The sequence below is a fragment of the Eubacterium sp. 3_1_31 genome, assembly GCF_964249515.1.
Taxonomy (GTDB): domain Bacteria; phylum Bacillota_I; class Bacilli_A; order Erysipelotrichales; family Erysipelotrichaceae; genus Longicatena; species Longicatena caecimuris.
Window position 1 is genome coordinate 162,624 of the sequence record NZ_CAXUBY010000001.1, and the last position, 22,597, is coordinate 185,220.

16 protein-coding genes are annotated in these 22,597 nt (G+C 42.9%); all 16 read right to left on the reverse strand.

Going from position 1 to position 22,597, the window contains the following annotated elements; all coding sequences use genetic code 11:
- Positions 1–13: 13 nt before the first annotated feature.
- On the reverse strand, positions 14–1,102 hold the full coding sequence (locus ACESSZ_RS00760) for a DUF5688 family protein (protein ID WP_227199199.1): 1,089 nt from the start codon (positions 1,100–1,102) through the stop codon (positions 14–16).
- A complete protein-coding gene (locus ACESSZ_RS00765) occupies positions 1,077–1,316 on the reverse strand; it encodes a hypothetical protein (protein ID WP_499842660.1) in 240 nt (79 codons plus the stop codon). Before ACESSZ_RS00765 ends, ACESSZ_RS00760 begins: the two co-directional genes overlap by 26 nt.
- Before the next feature lie 14 nt (positions 1,317–1,330).
- Positions 1,331–7,660, reverse strand: coding sequence for a SpaA isopeptide-forming pilin-related protein (locus ACESSZ_RS00770; RefSeq protein ID WP_499842661.1), 6,330 nt, complete (start codon positions 7,658–7,660; stop codon positions 1,331–1,333).
- Positions 7,661–7,728: 68 nt separating this feature from the next.
- The gene (locus ACESSZ_RS00775) at positions 7,729–9,801 is read right to left on the reverse strand and encodes a DNA topoisomerase 3 (protein WP_012744292.1); all 2,073 of its coding nucleotides are present in this window, start codon (positions 9,799–9,801) and stop codon (positions 7,729–7,731) included.
- Positions 9,802–11,232, reverse strand: a complete 1,431-nt coding sequence (locus tag ACESSZ_RS00780; RefSeq protein WP_023922641.1) for a CD1107 family mobile element protein — start codon at positions 11,230–11,232, stop codon at positions 9,802–9,804. It lies immediately after the preceding gene.
- Positions 11,186–11,548 (reverse strand): DUF4315 family protein, encoded by a 363-nt coding sequence (locus ACESSZ_RS00785; protein WP_012744294.1) that lies wholly within the window; start codon positions 11,546–11,548, stop codon positions 11,186–11,188. The genes ACESSZ_RS00780 and ACESSZ_RS00785 overlap by 47 nt, the downstream gene beginning before the upstream one ends.
- Positions 11,529–14,300, reverse strand: a complete 2,772-nt coding sequence (locus ACESSZ_RS00790) for a CD1108 family mobile element protein (protein WP_347505933.1) — start codon at positions 14,298–14,300, stop codon at positions 11,529–11,531. The genes ACESSZ_RS00785 and ACESSZ_RS00790 overlap by 20 nt, the downstream gene beginning before the upstream one ends.
- A 48-nt stretch (positions 14,301–14,348) precedes the next feature.
- Positions 14,349–14,459, reverse strand: coding sequence for a DUF3789 domain-containing protein (locus ACESSZ_RS00795; protein WP_118342920.1), 111 nt, complete (start codon positions 14,457–14,459; stop codon positions 14,349–14,351).
- A gap of 18 nt (positions 14,460–14,477) precedes the next feature.
- A complete protein-coding gene (locus ACESSZ_RS00800; RefSeq protein ID WP_027090295.1) occupies positions 14,478–16,934 on the reverse strand; it encodes a VirB4-like conjugal transfer ATPase, CD1110 family in 2,457 nt (818 codons plus the stop codon).
- Positions 16,816–17,280 carry a PrgI family protein gene (locus ACESSZ_RS00805; protein WP_012744297.1) on the reverse strand — a complete coding sequence of 155 codons (465 nt, stop codon included), beginning with the start codon at positions 17,278–17,280 and terminating at the stop codon, positions 16,816–16,818. Before ACESSZ_RS00805 ends, ACESSZ_RS00800 begins: the two co-directional genes overlap by 119 nt.
- Before the next feature lie 23 nt (positions 17,281–17,303).
- Complete coding sequence (locus ACESSZ_RS00810; RefSeq protein WP_012744298.1) at positions 17,304–18,173, reverse strand: VirB6/TrbL-like conjugal transfer protein, CD1112 family; 870 nt, start codon at positions 18,171–18,173, stop codon at positions 17,304–17,306.
- Between the two features lie 12 nt (positions 18,174–18,185).
- Positions 18,186–18,401 carry a Maff2 family mobile element protein gene (locus tag ACESSZ_RS00815; RefSeq protein WP_017144663.1) on the reverse strand — a complete coding sequence of 72 codons (216 nt, stop codon included), beginning with the start codon at positions 18,399–18,401 and terminating at the stop codon, positions 18,186–18,188.
- A 121-nt stretch (positions 18,402–18,522) separates the two neighbouring features.
- On the reverse strand, positions 18,523–20,382 hold the full coding sequence (locus tag ACESSZ_RS00820; RefSeq protein ID WP_330362118.1) for a VirD4-like conjugal transfer protein, CD1115 family: 1,860 nt from the start codon (positions 20,380–20,382) through the stop codon (positions 18,523–18,525).
- Between the two features lie 23 nt (positions 20,383–20,405).
- The gene (locus tag ACESSZ_RS00825; protein WP_012744313.1) at positions 20,406–20,897 is read right to left on the reverse strand and encodes a PcfB family protein; all 492 of its coding nucleotides are present in this window, start codon (positions 20,895–20,897) and stop codon (positions 20,406–20,408) included.
- Between the two features lie 83 nt (positions 20,898–20,980).
- Entirely contained in the window at positions 20,981–21,775 is a 795-nt protein-coding gene (locus ACESSZ_RS00830; protein ID WP_012744314.1) for an ATP-binding protein, read from the reverse strand.
- Positions 21,775–22,593, reverse strand: coding sequence for a replication initiator protein A (locus ACESSZ_RS00835; RefSeq protein WP_012744315.1), 819 nt, complete (start codon positions 22,591–22,593; stop codon positions 21,775–21,777). The genes ACESSZ_RS00830 and ACESSZ_RS00835 overlap by 1 nt, the downstream gene beginning before the upstream one ends.
- Between the last annotated feature and the right edge of the window lie 4 nt (positions 22,594–22,597).

Here is a 22,597-nt window from a genome sequence, read left to right on the forward strand (position 1 = left end):
TCGTTACTTCTCTTTATAATGCTGCGGCAAGATCTTTTGACTTATTCTTTGGCACTTTGTCTGCCTCTTTTGCCTTGATCTCTGCTTTAGCTTTCTCCAGTTTTCCATGGATTCCACCTTTTACTTCCGCTTTCTCGGCTGCTTTTTCCTTCTCCAGACGAGTTTCCCTGCGCTCAGCATTTTCCATTACTGCGGTCTTTTTGTCACAGAACTGAACCTTATCTGAAAGCTGTTCCTGTCTTTCCACCTGTGTCTCATTGACTTCCTGTACCATCGCATTTAATTCCGGGACCTGAAAAATTCCGTTATCAGGGAGAATCAGCACTTCATGAACGGAAGATGGGATGACAAAGTAATCACTACCCAGGCATTCCCCAATCTGTTTACGAATATCTTCCTGCAGTAACAGGGAAGCCCCATTCATCTTAGATTCATTGGTAAGGCAGAACATTGGATTCTCCACAGTTTCCATATCCAGTTTTTCATTCAAAAGATTCTTTGGTGTTCCTCCAAAAATCATGGATTCGACAATCTGTGTCATATCCACCAGTTGCACTCCTCTGTTCTTATCTGCCATCATCGCATCTGCCTGAATCTGTTCGACAGATACTCCCCATTCGTTCATCAGAGAAACAGTTACCGGAATACTGCTGATTCCCTCTCCATTTTCCTCCAGATTTACTGCATAATAAGCTGCAAAATCTCCGTGTTCTGTGACTACTTTGTCTGCCAAACGATCGGTATTCCATTCTTTGTCACAAATTCTCACCTGTAATTTGTCCTTCATCTTTTCATAATCAAGAATATCCGGAACTCCCATATCAAAAAATTCTGCTTTTCCCTGTGCCTCAATACGCATATCAGCCACATCGCCAACACAAGAGTCTACATCTTTTCCATGAATATATTCCTGGTAGAGGGAATCCAGATAGACTGTCGGTACGATTCTCTGATCTCCGTTTGGAATCGTAATACCTGTCAACTTCAACCCGTTGTTTTTTTCTACTTCCTGCAGTTTAATTTCTGCGTCCTTATAAGACTCTGGCAGATACTCCTTTACATTGTCTTTGACATATTCATAAAATTCTTTTCTGTTCATCATACGCTTTTACCCCTTTCTGATCATGTGATGGTTCATTCTTTTTCTGCTGACCATCTGCTCGGCTTTCTTCTGATAAGCCATCATTCTCTTTAAAGTTTTCTCCTGGTTTTTTCGTGCTTCCTGTCTTTTTTCCATTGCTTTCATCATAGTTTTCTGTTCCTTTCTGTAATTTTTTGTATGAAAAAGGGAGCCTCACATAGAAGCTCCCAATCATAACCGTTGGTTTCCTTATTTGTTTTTCCTTTTTCTGCAGATATAAAGTCCTGCCATACCTCCTGTGGAAATTACCAGAAGCAGAATCGGCAGCCAAATATTCGTGCTGTCACCTGTTTTTGGTGCATTTGATACTTTTGTCTCTTCATGGGACTGTGGTGTATCCGGTGTGTTCGGTGTTTCTGGAACTTCCGGTTTCTCATTTGTCAGATTGAAAGTAACTTCCACGACTGGTGTACTGTCATTCGCATAAGCAAATGTCACTTCATGCTTGGTCTGATCCAGTGTGTATCCATCCAGTGTTTTTGTTTCCACCAGATAATACTTGATTGCTGTATCATATTTGCCGTTCTTAAATGTGGCAATCTCATACAGCTTACTTTCAGCATGACCGGCAGCGTCTGTCTTTAAGGTTTCCAGAACCTTGCCTTTGCTGTCACGAAGTTCAAATTCTACCCCTTTCAGTGGTTCTCCTGACGATTTATCTGTCTTATTGAGAATCACTTTTCCCTTGGCAGTATCATCTTTCATAGCCACTTTCTGGATTTCTCCGGTGTCTTTCACCTCAAACGTCACATCGGCTGTCAGAAGATATCCTTTCGGTGCCTGCTCTTCACGTAAGGTATATTTACCGATTGGCAGTTTTTCGATATAGTGTGCTTCCTCTGTGGAAATCCAGCTCTCTACTACCTGATCGTCTTTGTCAAGAACCGTCAGTTTTGCACCTGGAATCTCAGTTTCTCCTGTGATATCCGTCTTACTGATCTGCACTTTTGTCACATCATCTTTCATCTCATGCTTCTGAACCTCTGCTGTATTCTCTACTGTGAAAGTAATACTTTCTGCAGTGACATATCCATCTGCCGGTTTTGTCTCTGTCATGGTGTATTCCTTACCAACAACCAGTTCTTTGATCACATGGGATTCTTCCGTAGAAGTCCATTCATCCACTGTATTGCCATCTGAATCCGTTACTTTCAGGTGTGCACCTGGAAGTTCTTTACCTGTAGTCAGGTCTGTTTTGGTCAGCTCTACTGTGGTTGGCTGATTTTCAAAAGTAAAGTCGTAGCTTACTTCTGCCTGGTCTTCTCCGGCATATTCAAAGGTAAACTCCTGTACTTCATCTGTTGTAACAAATCCGTCCGGCGCAAAGATTTCTTTCACATAGTATTTTCCATCTACCGGAAGATCTGCCGTAAAAGTAATCTGTCCTTTTTCATCTGTTACTCGCTGCTCGATCAAACTGTCTTTCTCAAGAAGTACCTCGCCCTTTGCATTTTTGATATCTTCACTGGTATAAAGACCGAATACACCACCTGCAAGAACACGTTCTGTGTCTTTTTCTTTCTTCAGAACCGTAACCTTTACTTTCTGACGGGCATTCTGCCATTTTTCATCATAAGTGATGACTGGTGTATTCTGGTCCCGGTAGGAAAGGTCAACATATCTCGGCTCTTTATCCAGCACATAACCATGGGCTGTTTTTACTTCCTTCACATAGTATTTTCCAGCCGGGAGATCTCCCATCTGTGCAATGCCATTGGAATCTGTAGTAATAGTTCCCACTTTTTCATCTGCTTTGAAATAATCTTCGCTGACACCATCTGCCGCTTTGATATCTTCCGCAGCAAATACATCGAAAGTTACATCTGTAATACTTCCGGTTACATATTCAAAGAGATGCTCCACAGTACCTTTTACATGGTCCAGAAGTGTCACTTTATCCAAAAACTCTCCTTTTTTGTTGATGATCAGAAGTCCTGTCGGAACTTCATCTTTCATCTCTACTTTCTGAATCTCGGCTGTATCTTTCAGCGTGAACTTCACATCCATTGCTTTCAGATATCCATAAGGTGCCATTTCCTCACGAAGAGTGTATTCCTCACCAACTGTCAGTCGTTTGATCACATGTGGCTGATCTTTTACAGAAGTCCACTGATCCACAACATTTCCTTCTTTATCAAGAACGGTGAGTTTTGCCCCATCCAGCTCCACACCTGTTGTTACATCAGATTTCGTGATTTCTACTGTTGTCGGCTGGTTCTTTTTCACTGTTTTCAGTTTTACTGTCTTCACATCCTGTCCCTGGTAAGAAGCATCCAGATTCAGAACTTCATCAGAGGATACAAATCCAGCCGGTGCTTTTAACTCTTTTACATAATACTGTCCAAGTGGCAGATCCAGCGTACATGCTGCAAGACCATCATTATCAGAAGTCATTTCCTGTAAGAGTGTCTCTGCTTTTACGATCACCTTTCCATCTGCCTTGATATCTTCTTTGTTATAGATACCAAAGACAGCTCCAGCTACGGTTGTACCATTTTCTGCATCCTGTTTTTCTACCTGGATCGCAATTTTCTGTCGGTCATCACCAACAGTCACTTCCTGTTCGATCACAGGTGTATCCTGATTGGCATAGACAAATGCGACTTCTGATCTGTCATGGTTCAGAACGAATCCTTCCGGTGCAGTCTTTTCTACCACATAGTAAGAACCAAGCGGCAGATTCTCTGCAACTGCTTTTCCATCTTCCCCGGTCGTAACAGTTGTTACCAGTGCATCCTTCGCATAGATCAGCTGCCTGTTTCCGTTTTCATCTTTCTGATAATCCGGTGTATAGATATTTTCAGCTGCATATACATTAAATTCCGCACCCTTCAGGTATCTTTCTTCATAAACAAAATCCTTTTTAAATCCGGTCAGCATCTCACCTTTTTTATAGATTGTCAGCTTTCCTTTTACTGGATGGTTCTCGTAATCTACCGTAATAATGGCATCTCCGCTCTCAGAATCCATCTTGTATGCTGTGTTTGCATCCACTGCAATCTCTACATAGTTCTTGTTGATTGTGTACCCTTCCGGTGCATTGACTTCCTCAATCCGGTAATGTCCGATTTTCAGATTCTTCGGCATGATCAGATATCCCTGACTGTCGGTAAAATAGGACTTGTGAGTGGTTGTCACTGGGTAAGTTGTTACCTGTTCCACGTACTTTTTGTTGTCAAGGTCGTACACTTTAAATTCTGTTCCTGCAATCAGGACGGATTTTTTTGTTTCATCGTCTTTTTTCACGATTTTCAGTTTTGCCTTAAACTCTTCATCCAGAAGCACACGCCAGATCTGCGGCTCATTTGGATGATGCTCTGTGATATTCACTTCAAAATCATCGACTGGCTTGTAGTTGTGCGGTGTTGTTGTCTCACGCACGATATAGCTTCCAAATGGTAATGGAATACTGCAGGCATACCCTTTTTCATCTGTGAAAATCTCAGTTGCTCCTTTTTCTCCACTCACTACTGGTTTTGCAGAATCAAAATCATAACTTCCATCTGCTTTCTTTGTAAGGGAAGATTTCAGATAAACTGTAAATCCAGCTCCGGATAACAGATCTGCATCTGTCTTTCCATTGTTGGCTGCTTTAATAATCTGGAATGGCTGCTTGATGACCTGCTCACTGGAAGTGCACTCTCTTTTCACTTCTGCTGTCATATCTCCTTCATAACTGCACGTAAGATCATGCTCTTCTGTATCTGCCAGGTATCCGGTCGGAGGTGTAATCTCTTTGATATAATATTTGCCAAGATACAAGCCATTTACAGAAGCCTGTCCTTTGTCATCTGTTGTAAGAGATGCTATCTGTTCTCCTGCTTTATAAATAGTTCCGGTTGCTCCGTCCGGATGCACAATATCTTCACGGGCATACAGACCATAAACTGCACCTTTCAGTGTGGCATCTCCCTGCGGTACTGCTTTTCCTGTTTCTTTATCAACTTTGAATAAATTGATCTTTGCTGTCACACGGTCATTACTGAAGGTATGGGCAAAAGATACGGTTGCTTCTTTATCATTGGTGTAAGAAAACTTGAACGTATACACATCTTCTGTATTTCTTACATAGCCTTCCGGTGCCTGATCTTCTTTTACAAAATAGGAATATCCAATCGGAAGATCCGCTGTGAATTTTGCATTCCCATCTGCTCCAGTAGTTGCTTTCTCAATCAGTGTTCCTTTTTTCACAACAACGGTTCCGTCTGCATTTCTAATATCATCGGATGCATACAGAGCAAAAATACCGCCATTCAGTGGTTTCTTGGTGTCTTTATCCTGTTTTACTACGGAAACATCTGCTTTCTGTCTCTCGTTGTTAAAAGTCACATCTGCAAATACAACTTCTTTATTCTGTCCGGCATAGGTCAGAGTCACTGGCTTTTCTTCGCTGCCGTTATAGAAATTGTCCGGTGCTTTTGCTTCTTTTACCACATAGGTTCCAAGATGCAGGTTTTTCAGTGTGACAGAACCATTCTCACCTGTTGTCAGATTTTCTTTTACCAAGTCACCTTTGCTGTACACTTTTGTGCCATAAGCAGTTACGATATCCGCTCCGGCATACACGTTATATACTGCATTTTTCTGTCTGCGGTTCTCATACTGGAATACGGTTCCACTCTCACTGACTTCTGCACCGATAAGAACCTGACCTTCTTTGTAAATGGTAAGCTCTGCCAGCTGCTCCTTGTTTTCCACGGTCACAGCCGAGGTCTTACTTGCTACCAGTTTCACATTTGTTGCCGTTGCATTTACTACATATCCCTGTGGCGCTGTGATCTCTTTCAGATAAACGGTATCCTGTGTCTTGATGATCGTAACAGAGGATTTTCCATTCTTATCTGTTGCCGGCATCTGAGTGATCAGCTTTGTACATGCCTCATCGCTGTATACACCGAATACTGCACCTGCAAGATTGACATCCGCTGTATCGTCTTTCTTTACGATTTCGATCGTAGCCTGTTCAATCCAAGACACTTTGAAATCAATATATTTTTCATCTGTCACACCTTCACCAAATACCAACGCAAGATCCTGCGTGTCAGATCCGGTGGTGATTTTATAAGCAGAGTAATCTTTTGTAATACTTCCCTTCATTGTAGAAGACCAGCTCTGTGCCACGTCACTCACCTGTGTCAGTGGTGCAGAAAGATAAAACTTTGTTCCTCCGCAAATTTCTACACTTGCACCAGCTTTACTTGTTGTGCCTGTGCTTAGATTATGAAGTTTCACACCAGACGGAAGCTTCATCGTAATTGTCTGTAGCTTATCTGCTTTGAATGTAATATCTTTGGTTCTCTGTGAATTGCCATCCACATAAGCTTTTACATCTCCATCAGAAAATGACATTGCTACATCCGGTATTTCTGGCTGTGAAACACAATAATTATACAATTTCATTGCTAAATTCTTGGCTGTACTATTCGCTCCGGAAAAAGCGTCGCCACTTCCATTAGCATAAGAAGCCGCCAGATGAACAAGAATGAATTTTGCTCCAGCACTAAGATTTCCATAACCATTCTCTTCTGTAAAGAATCCTTCATCTCCTGCTGCCTTGGTTCCGTAATAACATACCTTAGCTAATGTTTTTCCATCTCCGACTTTACTAATCGTGTAATTACCTGTTCCTGGTCCCGGTTTTGATGGCTGTACACAGTAAGCAGTCGCAGATACATTTCCAAACTGAACCGTATACTGATAGGTAAGATAAGAACCATAACCATAATCCGCATAACGATACAGAGTTCCTCTTGTAACAGATACTTTCTGTACACTTCTTGCACTTGTCTTTGCCATAAAAGTGACTGTTTCACCAGCTTCCATGGCGTATAAATCAATTCCTTCCTCTTCCGCCTGCTCCATTGCATCCGATACTGTAAGACCTGTTTCCGAATCCGTTGTATTTTCAGTATCTTCTTCCATATCCGGTAATAGTTCGCTTGCCTGAGAATCAAATTCTTCTATCTCGCTTTCCGTCACTTCCTCTGTTGGAAGCAATTCCGAGTCTGCTTCTGAATTCTCCGTTTCCTCTGTCTGCTGTTCACTGCCAGCTGTTTCTGATTCGGTTACTGCTTCACTCCCTGCAGTTTCTGTCTGCACTTCTGTTTCTTTCTCACGCACAATCAGCTTTCGGCTGATCTGGTACTTCGGATGCTCCTGATTTACCGGTTCCACATAATAGACCGCTTTGTAAGTGTCCGCATGATCTGTCGTAAAATCCTCATTCTTATCATTCTTTGCTTCCTCAAATGTGACTTTAACCTTGTTATCATCCTTGATTTCCAGTCCGGTATAATCTGATTTCACATTAAATACACTGCCTGTTTCGATTTCATAATCTTTGGCAGTCACCACCTCATCTTCATCCAGAAGGTCTTTCACTTCCTCATAAAGTGGAGGTTTCTCCTCTGGCTGGATCTCCGCTGCATATGCCGTCATCGGAGATAGCACTGTACTAAGCATTGTCATGCCTGCCAGCAAGCCAGATACTACTTTTCTAAAATTACCTTTTTTCTTCATGCTAAGGTCCTCTCTTTCATATATTTGTATTAAAACAGACAGTCCTTAGACTGCCTGCAATACACTACTTATCGTTGTGGAAAAATCAGATTGAACTGTACATTTCCCTCTCCGGGATCAACCATCTCCACAGTTGCTTCGTACTGTCTCCCTGTTTTTCTTGATACCAGATCCTTATAATGGATTTTTCCTTTAGACAGGAACTTCTTTGCTGCCGTCTTATCCATCTTTTTTCCCTGACTCGCAAGGAATTTATCATTCTTCCATAAGGTAAAAGTACAGTTCCGGTCAGAACAGTAAAAGTTTACTTTCCCTTCCTGGACATCTGCTCCACATCGGGGACATTTGCCAATGACTTCTCCTTTTGCCTTTCCCTGAAACTGATTTTTCTTTTCTTCTGAAATTCCCTGATACCTGGCAACCAGTTCCTGCATCAGTTCTGTAATCCCATTTAGGAATTCATCTGCTGTCTCTGTATTCTGGGCAATGTGATTCAATGCCATTTCCCACTCTGCGGTCATCTTCGGAGATTTAATCTCATCTGGCAGAACTGTAATCAATACATTACCATCATCTGTCGGCACCAGATTTTTCTTTTCCCTTTTCACAAAACCAGACTGAATCAGTTTTTCAATGATTGCTGCCCTTGTTGCCGGAGTACCAAGTCCTTTCTTTTCTGTATCTTCGGTCAGTTCTTCATTCCCTGCACGTTCCATCGCAGAAAGCAGGGTATCTTCTGTGTACTGTTTCGGTGGCTGTGTGAAATGCTCCGATACCAAAGAATCACAGGGACCGTAATGCTTGCCTGCCCAGATATCCAGCTCCGGCTCTTCTTTCTCAATCTTTACGCCAAAGAACTGTTTCAATTTATTTTCGATCGCCTTGAATCCTTCCTGCTTTGTTTTCTTTGCTGTGAGATAAAACGTATGATAATTGCAGGTGATCTGGCATTTATGGCTTTCATAAATATAAGGATCTGCAGTTGCTGTCAGAACCCTGGCACTGATCAGATACAAAATCTTGCGGTTTCGTTCTTTCAGTTCACCAATATCTGCTTTGGCTACTTCCATGGTTGGGATAATCGCATGGTGATCGGATACTTTCTTTGAATTTAATACCTTACTCACGTCTGGGTGATATTCCAGACCTTCAGCATAAGGCATTTTCCCAAGTAACATCTGAATCAGTGTTTCAGTGCTTTCTCCCATCTCATCTGTCAGATACTGGCTGTCTGTTCTCGGATAAGTGACCAGCTTCTGCTCATACATCTCCTGCACGGCATCCAATGTCTGCTGTGCGGTATAACCAAACATTCTGTTTGCTTCCCTCTGCAGAGTGGTCAAATCATAGAGCTTCGGAGGACGGACCGTTTTTTCTTTCACATCATCCTTTTCCACTTCGCACATACGCTCCATACAGTCCGCAGCCACTCTATCTGCATCTTCTTTTTTCTGAAAATGCTCTGTGACCGCATCCATCTCGTCAAACTTGATATGAGCCATATAATATTTTTCTTTGGTAAATTCCTTGATCTTCTGATTTCGATCCACGATCATGGCAAGTGTTGGTGTCTGTACTCTTCCAACTTTCAGATTCTGGTTATACAGAACGGAAAAAAGACGGCTCGCATTGATTCCCACCAGCCAGTCTGCCTTTGCCCTGCAAAGTGCTGACTGATAGAGACTGTCATAACACGAACCGTCTTTTAATGACGCAAATCCATCTTTAATTGCCTGTTCCTCCATGGAAGAGATCCAGAGCCGCTTCATCGGCTTTTTGCATCCTGCCTGCTCATACACCAGACGGAAGATTAGTTCTCCTTCCCGCCCGGCATCTGTAGCACAGATTACTTCATCTACTTTGGAATCTCGCATCAGTTTTTTCAAGATTCCAAACTGCTTTTTCGTGCCTTCCAATACCCTGTGTTTCCAACATTCCGGCACAATCGGCAGATCTTCATATCTCCATTTTTTATATTTTTCATCGTATTCTGATGCATCACATAATCCAACCAGATGTCCTACGCACCAGGAAACGAGATAACCGTTTCCTTCCACGTAGCCATCTTTTCTTGTTCTGGCTCCAATCACGGAAGCCAGTGCCATCGCAACCGATGGCTTTTCTGCAATCACTAACTTCATTTACTCCTGCTCCTCTTCTTCATCTTCCAGCACAGCATCATCAAAATCCTCGTCTCTCAGGATTTCTGGTTCTATACTTTCTTCCTGCTCATCTGCATCGTCTACTTCCCGCTTTTCAGATTCTGAATCTTCGGATTCATCTTCATCCTCTTCCATCTCATCCTCGTCATCATATTCATGCTTTGGTTTATAGACTTTGAAGTAATATCCTCCTGCCGCAGCTCCTACTGCAACCAGTGCAATCAGAAGATACGTTCCAAATGGACTTTTATCTTCTGGCATCTGGATTTCATCCTCTACCTTATCTTTCTCAGCTGTCTCAGTTGTTTCCGGCTTTTCTTCTTCAGCCTGTTTCTCTGGTTCTGCATAAACAGTATCTACTTCCGGAAGTGTCACGGAATCAGAAAGTGTGAAGTTCATCAGATCTTTCTCGCTGACTTCTGTAAGGAAATACACATTATCCTGAGATTTTGAATTGTCGATGATCAGATAAAAAATCTTACCACTCTTAGTTGAAATGGTATAAAACTCTTTTGTGCCTTCCGTAGCTGTTTTAGTAACAGAATCTGCTGTCTCGCCTTCTTTATTAAGCTGTTCCTCAATACCTGTCACTGTCCGATCATCCACAGTTCCTTTTGCATCTGTTGGCTCAGAAGCTTGTGCATCCTGCGGAAGCGGAGAAGTCGTTGTTTTTTCAGTTCCCGTTGCATCTGCACTGGTCGTAGTTGCCATTGCACCATTGCTGTCACTGGAGGTTTTCTGTTTCTCTGCCTGCTTCTTTGCCCATTCATAATAAGGATTCTGCAACACATACTTTTCAGAAGTATTTCCGGCACCGTCTGTTACCGTAATCTCAATCTGTTTTGTAGTAAAATCTTTCTGTGTCAGTTGCACTCTCAGCATTCCATCCTTCAGATCTGTATAAGTGGTGCCATTAACTGTTACTGCAGTAATCCCGGATACTGTATCATTCCCCTGAATCGTCAGCACACCATCTGTCAGGGAAGCAGAGAGTGTCGGCTTTTCCGTGTCATAACACTTAATAGAACGATTCTGCTCATACACCTTTCCATCACCATCTGTCACACGCACATACACTGTCTGATTTCCTGTGATCGTGATACTTCCGCTTCCAGTTACATCCTGCCAGCTTCCATCTTTTCCTGCTTTTGCTTCAATCTTTGCTATTGAGAAACCTTCCGGCATATGGCTGGCATCTACCGTAACAGCAATGGTTGTTTCTCCCTGTTTCCAGCCATCCGGTTTCTCAATCGTGATTGCAGGCGTGGTATTCTCAGCTGCATAAGCAGTCTGTGTCTGGAGCAAAGGTGTTGTCAGGCAAAGAAATGTCGTTGCTGCAAGCAGACTCTTTTTTACCCTGCTTTTAGTATTTGTTCTCTTCTTCTGTTTCATTTTTTCCAGATTCATCATCGGCTTTTATTTCCTCCTTCTGTATTTCTACCCTGCCGGGCAACTCATTTTTCATTTTCTTTTTAAAAGCTTCCAATTCCGGAATACTCATATCCATTGCACGGATAATTCTTACAATTTCCAGATTTTCTGCTTCTGTTTTTGCAATCTCCGCAGCCTTGAACCGCTTTAAATCTGCTTCATATCTGGCTTTAGATGCTTCCATTTTTTCCTTGGCTTTCTCATAATCTGCCGTTGCTTTTTCAAGACTTTTCATCTCTTCTCCTTTCCGGGCGGCTGTTATACCGCCCTTTTCCTTACCATCGCCCGAATCCATAGAAATGGCTCTGCCAGTATGGAGAGTTGATGGACGTGTACTGAACCGGATGCCCACAATGGATCATCTGACCATTGCCCACATAGATTCCAATATGCGTTACTGGTTCTCCTGCATCGTAGGTTCCGGTAAAGAAGATCAGATCTCCTGGCTGTGCTTCTGACTGGGATACTGGCGTACAAATGTTGTACAGTCCCTGTGCAGTCAGCCTTCCCGTATTTCTTACCCCGGAATGAACCAGACAGTAGCTGACAAATCCGGAACAATCGAATCCACTTGGGGAATATCCGCCCCACACATACGGTGTTCCAAGATATTTTGCAGCCTCTTCCAGTAAACGTTGCGCTGCTTCACTGGTATATTCATTACCACCAAAGCCTGTCCCTTCTCCTGTTTCCAGATAAAAGATCGGGTTTAACCGCTCTCCATTTTTCAAAAGTTCAATGTGAAGATGGCTTCCTGTAGAATTTCCGGTATTTCCTACAAGACCGATCTCATCACCTTTCGTGACGGATGCACCTGCAGATACACTCCGGCTGCTTAAATGTGCATACCGCAGTTCATAGCCTTTACTGTCCTTGATTACAACATAATTGCCATAGCTGTCGTTATAAGCAGAAGTTGTAACCGTTCCGGTCAGCCCTGCCATTACTTTTGTCCCTTCTGGTGCTCCGATATCCATACCATTGTGTAACTGATTTGCTCCTGATATTGGATGAATCCGATATCCATAATAGCTGGTCACACTGGAATACCAGTTAAAATCAACCGGTGTTGCAAACATCTGCAGGTTGCCTTTGGTATCGTTGTAGGCACTGAACAGTTCTTTCTGGAAAAATCCCAACCTGTCCTGACAGATTGACATCAGGTTTCCACTGGTCAATGTTACATTCAGCGTGTCCACATCTCTGATTCTGGTCACTTCGACTTCATTGCTTCCGTTATCATCTGCAAGATAACATTCCCAGGTCTGATGTCCATGTGCAGATGCTGCCGCATGACTGTCATAATAGACATCAAATTGTACACCGTATCTTGCGAAAGCTCCGGTATCTTCTACGGTATATTCGACACCATTCATAACTACCTTTGTTCCCATTGGAACAAACGGATTGGAAGCATCTACCGCTAAGGTATGATTGGCAGTTGGATATGCTCCACTGGCAGTCGGTCCTCCGCTCCAAATACCACAACAGATTGGACAGTTACAATATCCACTGGTCACAACCTGTCCCAAAGATTCTCCAACTCTTACTGTTGCTGTCTCCGTTACAGTCTCATTGACTGCTTCAGTAGTTAAATGATATTGCTCTGCAAACAAGGCGTCCAGCTCCGGCTTGACCTGTTCAAAAGTAAATTCTTCATACTTTGCAGACAGATAACTAATCAGGATAAACGGATCATGCTCAATAGGTCCGATGTTATATCGGTATTCCTCATGTCCTGGTTCTTCAGATTCCATATTGTTGATCCGCTCCTGCAGATTAGCTTCCAGCTGTGTGTAATACAGTTCCGCTTCCCGGATTGCCTGATCCGATGACAGATAACTGGTTCCGGTGTAAGTGATCACATTTTGTAAAAACACTGCAGAGCATGACGTGACATTCGTTATGATCAGAAACATCAATCCGATCAGAACTGCTACACTGATATACACCTTCCGGTTTTCTTTAAAAAAGTTGGTGACTTTGCCGCCAATCTTCTTGATATAATCAATCGTACCTTTTGTAGCTGTTCCTACTGTCTGTTCACTTCGCTTCGCTTTGGCATAATCCCGTTTGATCTGTTGCTTCTGAATCTGTTTTTTCAGTTTCTTCTGTTCCTGACGGGCTGCCGCCTGTGTCTGTTTCTCTTCCTGTCTTTCAAGTCTGCTTCTTTTTCTGAATGCCCTCTGTTTCCTGCGTCTGGCACTTCTCTGTTCCAGCCGGTAAACACCTTCGCCGCTTTCTTCTAACTTATGGGCACCTTCTACCGCCGCATTATCGTCTTCATTTTTGCTGATCTCACGGTGCAATGCTGCGGAAGCTGCACTTCCTGCTTTCTTGACAACAGAAGTTTTTTCTGTTTTCACAGATTCCCCTTCGCCAAACTTCAAGCGGGATTTCTTCTTTCCAGGAGCTTCTCCATCATTTGCCTGATAGACCTGTGCCTTCTTGGAATGCTGCTTTGCTTCCTTCTTCTTTTTTGCTTCCTCATAAGAAAACTTTTTGGCTTTTTCCTTCTGTTTCTGATGTCGGAAATTGACTCCATCCGTATCCATCTGGTTCAATTTCTCCATATCTTTATCATTTTTCACAGAAGCACCAGTTTCCTCATAAGCAAACTTCAAACGCTGTTTTTGTTTTGGCTTTTTGCTACCACCGGTCTGATTTCTCCGGCTGTCTCCTCTGTTTTCTGATAGATCCGCACGTTTTTCTTTCAGTCTCCCTGACTGTCCGGCTTCGGATTTTTCTGCAAGTCTGGATTCTTTTCCGACTTCAGCACGGATTCTTTTTCTATTTTGCTGTTTTCTACTCTGTCCAAGATCCTCACTTTGCTTCTCTGCCCGTATCAGTTCCGGTGCATCTCTGGATTTTTGCACAGAGGGACGAATATTTTTCCCACTCCGTTCAGACTGGCGGGAAGACTTATCCACAAGGCTTACTTCTTTTTCCCCCTGTTTTCCTCCCATCTGCACATCACTGGCACGGTTACTGACACGAACAGAAGATTTATCCGTCAGGTTTTCTTCCACCAGACCATCCTTGGTCATTTTCTGGACTTTCTTATCCCTGACTTTCATTCTCTGTTCTGCCACTGATTACTCCTCCTTCTTCGGATACCCTTTCCCTGCCTGTAATAAACAGAGAATAGCGATGCCAAATACAGCACCGCCACAAAATGTCAATCCATATGAAATTACCTGTAACATTGTTTTACTCCTCCTGTATTACCCTGCTTCGGCTGTTTCCTCCGGGCGGGTTGTCATAATCTTATAAAGGGAATTCTTCGGGAATCTGTCTACAAACGGAATAATCACATTTCCATAGAACAGAAGTCCTTCACCCTCATTACTGTTGGTTACATAAGACAGCTGGGTTGGTGAAATATTCAACTGTTTAGCCAGAATCTGCCTGTCACCGGATGCCTGGTTGAGCATATAGATAAAATCAGAGTTTTCAAAAATATTCTCGATTTCCCTGGAAGCTAAAAGATCCTTAATGTTCTGGGTAATTCCTGTCGGAATACCGCCCCATTTACGGAATCGCTTCCAGATTTCCACGCTGTAGGCTGCTGTCTGTTCTTCTTTTAAGAGAAGATGGAATTCATCCACATAGTAACGGGTGGATTTATGAGCGGAACGGTTGATCGTCACTCGGTTCCATACCTGGTCCTGCACAATCAGCATCCCGATCTTCTTCAGCTGTTTTCCAAGCTCCTTGATATCAAAACATACGATACGGTTGTTGATGTCCACATTTGTGCGATGATTAAATACATTTAGGGAACCTGTAACGTAAATCTCCAATGAAGTTGCCAGACGCTGTGCTTCCGGCTCTTCCTGTTTCCGCAACAGATTATATAAATCCTCCAGTATCGGCATCTTCTCTGGCACCGGATCAGCGAGATATTCCTGATAGACCAGCCGCACACAACGGTCAATGATCGTCTTTTCTACCGGTTCCAGTCCATTCTTTCCACCGACAATCAGTTCACACAGGGACAGAATAAAATCTGCCTTTAAGGACAGCGGATTATCTTCCTCTGAATAATTCAGGTTCAGATCCATCGGATTGATATACTGGTCTGATACCGGTGAAATCCGGATGACCTGTCCGTGCAGTGCCTGCACCAGTGGATAATACTCGGCTTCTGGATCACAAATAATAATATCGTCCTCCGTAATCAGGAAACAGTTCGTAATTTCTCTTTTTGCTGAGAAGGATTTACCGGAACCAGGTGTACCAAGAATCAGTCCATTCGGGTTCTTCAGACGCTTCCGGTCAACCATAATCATGTTGTTGGATAATGCATTCAATCCATAATAAAGAGCTTCCCCTTCCTGGAACAGTTCCTGTGTCGTAAATGGCACAAAGATCGCTGTTGCCGATGTGGTAAGCCCTCTCTGAATCTCAATTCGATTGACTCCCAGTGGAATACAGGACATCAATGCTGCTTCCTGCTGATAGTCCAGCTGTTTTAAGGAACAGTTGTATTTTTGTGCGATACCCTGTACCTGGAAGATATTGTTATCCAGCTTCTGACGCTTCTTTGCGGTATTCATCACCAACACTGTCACAAGAAACATACGCTCATTTCTGGACTGTAAATCTTCCAGCAGATTCTTTGCTTCTTCCCCGTAGGTCACAAGATCCGATGGAAGCACATCCATGTCATACCCGGAACGTACCGCCCGCTTCTGCTCTTCAATCTTCATCTTATCCAAATCTGAAATCTTGCTCTTGATCATCTTGATCGCAGAACTCTGGTCAATGGACTGGATATGAATATTGACATTGATGCTGTCATCCACATCCAGGAAATCTGCAAGCATCCGGTCTGTAAGCTCCGGTGCCAGGATCTGCAGATAACTCACGCTTCCCATGGTCTTTCCCATCAGAAATGTCTGATTCTTGGAAAAGTTAAAGGAAGTTGGTGCAATAAAGTCTTTGGTCTTTAATCCTGTTTCCGGCAGCATCTTGTACTGGAACTTAAATGGTTCAATCCGATCCTGGTTGAACACATGATACAGAATCTCCAGTCGCTCCAGACCATTTAAGGAATGTGCCTGTGCTCCCAGAACTTTAAAGTTGTTCAGGATATCGGCTTCAATCCTTTCAAGCCTTGGTCTTGCCACCTTCAGGCTTTCTGCTTCGATTCCAAAAGTGATATACTTGGTTTTCACCAGACCATTGTTTCCCTTGGAAAGCTGATTTTTTAACATGGTCCGGTACTCCTCACGAATGGCATTGAAGTCATCGTTCTGATCCGGAATATCAATACTTTTCTCAAATTCAGCCACATCCACCTGCTGATTGATAAAGGACAGCTGCACACTGATGGAAGAATCAAAGTAATTTAAAAAATCACAGTAATTCTCAAATATCGTGGTCTTATCCTCATTTAAAGCCAGCTGATAATTGATGTCATAAAACTGAATTGTCTTAGAGAAAAAGGTCTTTGTCACCTGGCAGATACCATCCTGCAGCATCCGAATATACGGAATACTCTGCTGTGCAGTTGTAGGAATGTTTTTCTGTTTCCTACGATCCCGTTCCTGCTTCTTCCTACGCTTTTCCTGTTCTCTTTCTTTTCTGCTTTTTTTGTTTCTTCTTTCCTGACGGTTTCTTTTTTCCGCCAGGGACAGACGCTCCTGCTGAGCCTCCTGCTTTGTCTTTTTTGCCATCCGGCACACCCTCCTTTTTTACAAGGGTGGAAATCTCCTGATAAAAATTTTCTGTCTTATATGGTCTTACCGCTGGACATATAAACTTCTGTCGAATGATATTTGCCACCACTTTTTCAAAGGGAAGCCCGTCTTTTTCATACATCGCCATGAAGAAAAACGGAAGCATGATCGTTACCATCAGAATGGCAGCGATACTGGAACCGATTGGTTTTCTCATGAACAGATAAAACGGAATTCCCACAACTGCGGCAAGTGAAAAGAAAATCAACTGCCGCTTTGTCAGATTTAACGCTACTTTTGTTTTGACCTTGGTAAGGTCTTTTGGTACTGGTACATACGCCATGGTATGCGCTCCTTTCCTGCCCGTTAGTGGGCATTGAATATTGATTTGCTAAGGCTTCCGGTCTTGAATAATGAAAATGCAAGAATCACGGTATAAGCCGCTACTGAAAACATTGCTGCATGAAGGTCACTGGATATGGTCATTGCATTTACTAAAACTGCATAAATTCCCACACAGACCATCATGAAGAATCCCTGAAATGCCAGTGCGAACAAGCCTTTTAAATAGTTGTTTCCGATATTGCCCCATTCCTTATTGGTCATGGTGGCAAACGGAATTGGTGCTATGGAAGTATAAAGGTAAATTTCTATCATTCTTCCGTACAAAATAACGGTTATGATGATCGACAGAATCCGCATGGTAATACTGATCAACAGCGTTTCCATGGATAGCAGGAACAAATCCCCCAGTTCCATATCTTCCAGTGCATCCACAATCCTTGCGACTGCTTCTGATGCATCCACCGCTGTGTTCCCGGAGATCACCCCGGCGGCATTGTTGACCACATGCTGGCCAACATCAAAGACCGCCATCGTGATATTGAACGTATTTGTCACCAAATAAATGGCTACATACGCCTTGAAAATCCAGAGGAAAATGTTGTAAGTCTCAAATTCATGGAAATTGTTTTTCTGCGTTACCATCGTAATCAGCTCATAGCACAAGACAAAGGTGATGATCAGTCCCGCAATGGGGACAATTACTGTCTGGGAAATGTTCTGGATCAGATTAAAGATCCCTGCATTCCATCCCTGCGGTGTCTGTCCCACCTGCCCGGCTATGGTTCCCACCTGCTCATTGACAGACGTGAACATGTTATCCAAACATGACTTGATAAGCCCGATCAGGATATCCTTTATCGCTTCCGTAATTCTCTCAATGATGGTGTTCATCTACCACTCCTCTTAAGAGAACAATGTTGCCAGCTGTGGAATCAGGGTAGTTCCCAGCAGCATGATTCCGGCACCAGCCATCAGCTGTTTGATGCCCTGGCTCTTAGCGCCGGGATTGTCATTCCCATATCCTTCCAGAAGGTTTACGACACCCCACACGCCAAGACCTGCACCGATTGCGACTACAAGAGTTTTTAAAGTTGTAATTGCACTGCTAAAAAATGCCATATACATTCACCAAAACTGACTTTTTTCAGGTGTTTACGGGAATGAAAAAACACCGACTAAAAAGCCGGCGCACCTAATGTCAGTTATTCCTTTCCTTATTATTTTTCGTTCATTCCCAAGGTTACTCCGACAGATCTACTTGAATTACTTCCACCTCTTCTTCAGATTTCGGTGTGTACTGCGGATTTAACTCTTTCTCAACCTTGTATCGGTTCTTCTCGTTTTCATCTGCAAGAAGCCGATAGTTTTTGTGTTTCGTAATATCATATTTGTCTGAGAAAAATGGTCTGGCACCACGGATCTGCAGGATACATTTTCCTCCATCCATGACTGCAATCTCGTCCTCTGTCATCAACTGTTTCCCCAGTTTCTGATAATTCAGTCCAAAAGATTTCTGATTGCTTCTTGTCTCCGAAGTGTTATACAGGTCAATGGTTTCCTTACCCAGAAGCTCACTCATTTCCTTTAATGTGGTCTTCTCTTTCCCACCAAGGAATAAAGTCGTATCACAGTTGCCCAGAATGGTATCTGCACTATCCTTATACATTGCCTTTAACTGGCTCTGTGACTGCAAAATAATAGAAGCAGAGATTTCCCTGCTTCGGATGGTTGCGATCAGCTTGTCAAACTGAGGAATTTGTCCGATGTTGGCAAACTCATCAGCGATGACACGCACATGCACCGGAAGTCTGCCGCCATATTCATCATCTGCCTTGTCGCAAAGCAGATTGAAAAGCTGTGACTGCAGCATCGCAATCACAAAGTTGAATGTGGTATCCGTATCGGACATAATCAGAAACAAGGCTGTTTTCCTGTCTCCGATCTTATCCAGTTCCATTTCATCGTAAGACATGATCTCACGAAGCTCTGCGATATCAAATGGGGCAAGTCTGGCACCACAGGAAATCAAAATCGACTTCGCCGTTTTGCCAGCCGCCATTTTGTATTTTTTATACTGTCTGACCGCAAAGTGCTGCGGATCTCTTTCTTCCAGTTCCTGGAACATCATATCTACCGGGTTCTGGTAAGTTTCATCCTCTTCACGGGTTTCACTTTCATTCAGAAGATCCAGAAGAGTATTCAGATTCTTCTCCTCTTCATCACCCTCATACCAGATGAAGGCAATCAGTGCTGTGTACAGCAGTTTCTCCGCTTTCACCCAGAAATCCTCGGAAGATTTTTCTCCCTCCCCTTTGGTGTTTGCAATAATTGTCGTCACCAGTTTCAGGATATCTTTTTCAGACCGTATATAAGCAAATGGATTGTAATGAAGAGACTTAGAAAAGTTGATCGTATTCAAAACCTTAATCACATAAGGCTCATATACCACTTTCCCGGATTTATCTTTGATGACATTTCCATCTTTATCCCTCTTCGGCGGTCCCTTTGCTAACATCTTCCCGCACTCCTCGATCAGAGTGCCTTTGGGATCTGTAATGACCATGGAACAGTTCATCTGCATGACCGATGGTTTTACGAAAAAACGTGTCTTACCGGAACCACTGCCGCCGATAACTACAATATTTTTATTTCTTGCATATTTCGGTTGCTTCGGTCTGCTCTCCATCGTCAGTGCTTCTGTTGCTGTCAATGGAATGTTCATCCACGGATTTTCCGACATATAAGGTTTGATATCCTCAGCGTTTCCCCATCTGGCTGAACCATACTCGATTCCTTTTCGGAGTTTCTTTGCATCTGACTGTTTCTGCCAAACCAGCACTTTCAAAACGACTGCAACCGTAATCCCTGCCAGCAGATCTTTCCAGTTATTGCTTAACACAAAACCAGCAAAAATCCGATCTGCGTGTTCCATAGCATATAAGAGTTTGTTCCCCATATCTTCTCCCGGACTATTCCGGTAAAGAAAAAATGCCCGGTCTGCATAGAACGCAGCCAGAGCATATGGGAGATTGGTAAGAACCAGTTTCTTTTTATCCAGGGCGGACAGCCTGACCCCGATCTTATTCTTCCACTTCTGCATCAGAGGTTTGCCGATCTGTTTCTTCATCGACTCTGCTCCTGATGCCGGTTCTTTACTTTGTCCTTCGTCTTCTTTGGCATCATTGCCCGGTAAGCTGCCAGACGCTTGTGAATCGAAGGTTTATTCGCTTTTTGAATCTGTTTCTGGGAAAACTCACGGAAAGCAGCATTGAGGGCATCCTGATCACGTCCTTTGAAAAATACCAGATAAACTGGCGGCTCTTTGCTCTTGTCCTTTTTCAGAGCATAGTTAATTCCATATTTTCTGGCATAGCGTTCAAAGGACTTGATATTTTTGTTCGTGATCTCGATATTGACCATCCCGGCATTCTGCTTTGCCAGCTCTTTTACCGTGACCTTTCCCTGTTTCGGCTGATTTTTCTGTGCTTTCTTCTCTACCGATTTCTGCTTATGATGCCGCAGATACGCAGCAAGAACCTTTCTCAACAGGTCTGCTGTGATTTTGGTAGTCCGAATACAGAACGTGACCGTTTTCTGAGTTACCTCTTCCTGCATGACTTTTCCCTCCTTTCAGCGATTTAACTGCTGTCCAGATCTGTAATCATGGCAATCACCCCCTTTCAATAAAAAAGGACAGATTAACCGGTAATCAGGCTCTGTACCTGTACGAGTTTTTCTGTCCCTTCTTCTTTTCTCTTATCTTCTCCACCACAATAGATGGGAACACACATTTCAAGTATTCTGCTATAAATACGCTGATGGGCAGTATCTAAATCTGTGGATTTCATTTCATTCAGTCCCAGATTCGTTGTTACGATCAGCGGAAGCATTTTACAATAGCGGCTGTCTATCACATTATAGACCTGCTCCAAAGCAAACTCGGAATTTCGTTCTATTCCCAAGTCATCAATAATCAGCAACGGATAATCCACAAGATTTTGTATAATCTGGTTCTTATCTGCCTGATAGCTGGTCATTTCATTTAGGATCCTGGAAAAATTTGTCATCATGACACGTTCTCCCTGTTCCAAAAGTGCATTTGCAATACAGCCTGCAAAGAAACTTTTCCCGGTTCCAACTGGTCCCATCAAAAGCAATCCTACATTTTTTCTCTTCATATCTGTCCAGTTTTCTACATACTGCCTGGCAATTAGTATCTTCTGGTTGCTTCCGTTGTCATTTTCAAATTTCCATTCCCAGAATCTTCTTTCCCGAAGTCCGACGGATTTTCTCTGATAAAGCAGTCGCTGTGCTTCTTCCCGCTGCATCTTTTCATCCAGTTCCTGTCTGGCTTTCACCTCGCATTCGCACAAACAAGACACTACATGCTCAAATCCCATCAGACTGACTTTCATCTGTTTTCTTTTTCCACAGATGCCACAATGAAGACATCCCTCTTCGTCCACATAATCTGCTGTTACTTTATTTTCCATCACAGGCTTTCTCCTTCCTGAAATTCATATTTATCCATTCCTATCCTGGTTCCATCCCTTTCTGCCCAAAGACAGATTGTTGCAAAATGGTTCTGATATTCTTTTCCACTGGATTTCATATAAACAGAAAGATGATCAATCCGTTTCTGGTAATCCCATGGAAATAGCGTCATCAGCTCCTGCAGTTCAGCTTCCGACAGAACAACATTTTTAAATCTACCATACTGACTGAATTTTTCTTCCAAAGCGGGAGTATTGCCCTTACTCTTATCAGTATGATTCTTTTCAGTCTTATTTATCTTAGTATTACTTCCATCCAGATTCTTGCAGTCCGGACTTCTATTTTTTTGCGTTCCGGACTTCCAGTTTCTTGCAATCCGGATTTCCAATTCCTTGCAGTCTGGATTTCCAGTTTCTGGCGTTCCAGAAGCAAAGTATCTTACTGGCTTTCCTCTGCTCCGTTTCACAAAATTTTTCACGTATATGACAGAAGGACGATTATTCCCCTGCCGATACCGTTCGATCAATCCAATCCCATGCACACTGTCAAGCTCATAAAGAAGCTTTGTCACTGTCGTATGCGACATTCGCAACAGTTCCTGCAATTCTGCGATCGTATAAATGATATAGACATAACCATCATTGTCAATCCATCCATTTTTCTTGGATAGGCTGATTCGATCAAGCAGAATTCCATAAAGGAGCTTTGCGTCTGTGGACAGGCTTGCAAACTCTTTTTCTGTGAACAGAGCTTTGGGGATCCGAAAAAAAGAAAACTGGTCAGATTCTTCTGCTCTGAAATATTCAAAATCTGCCATAGCT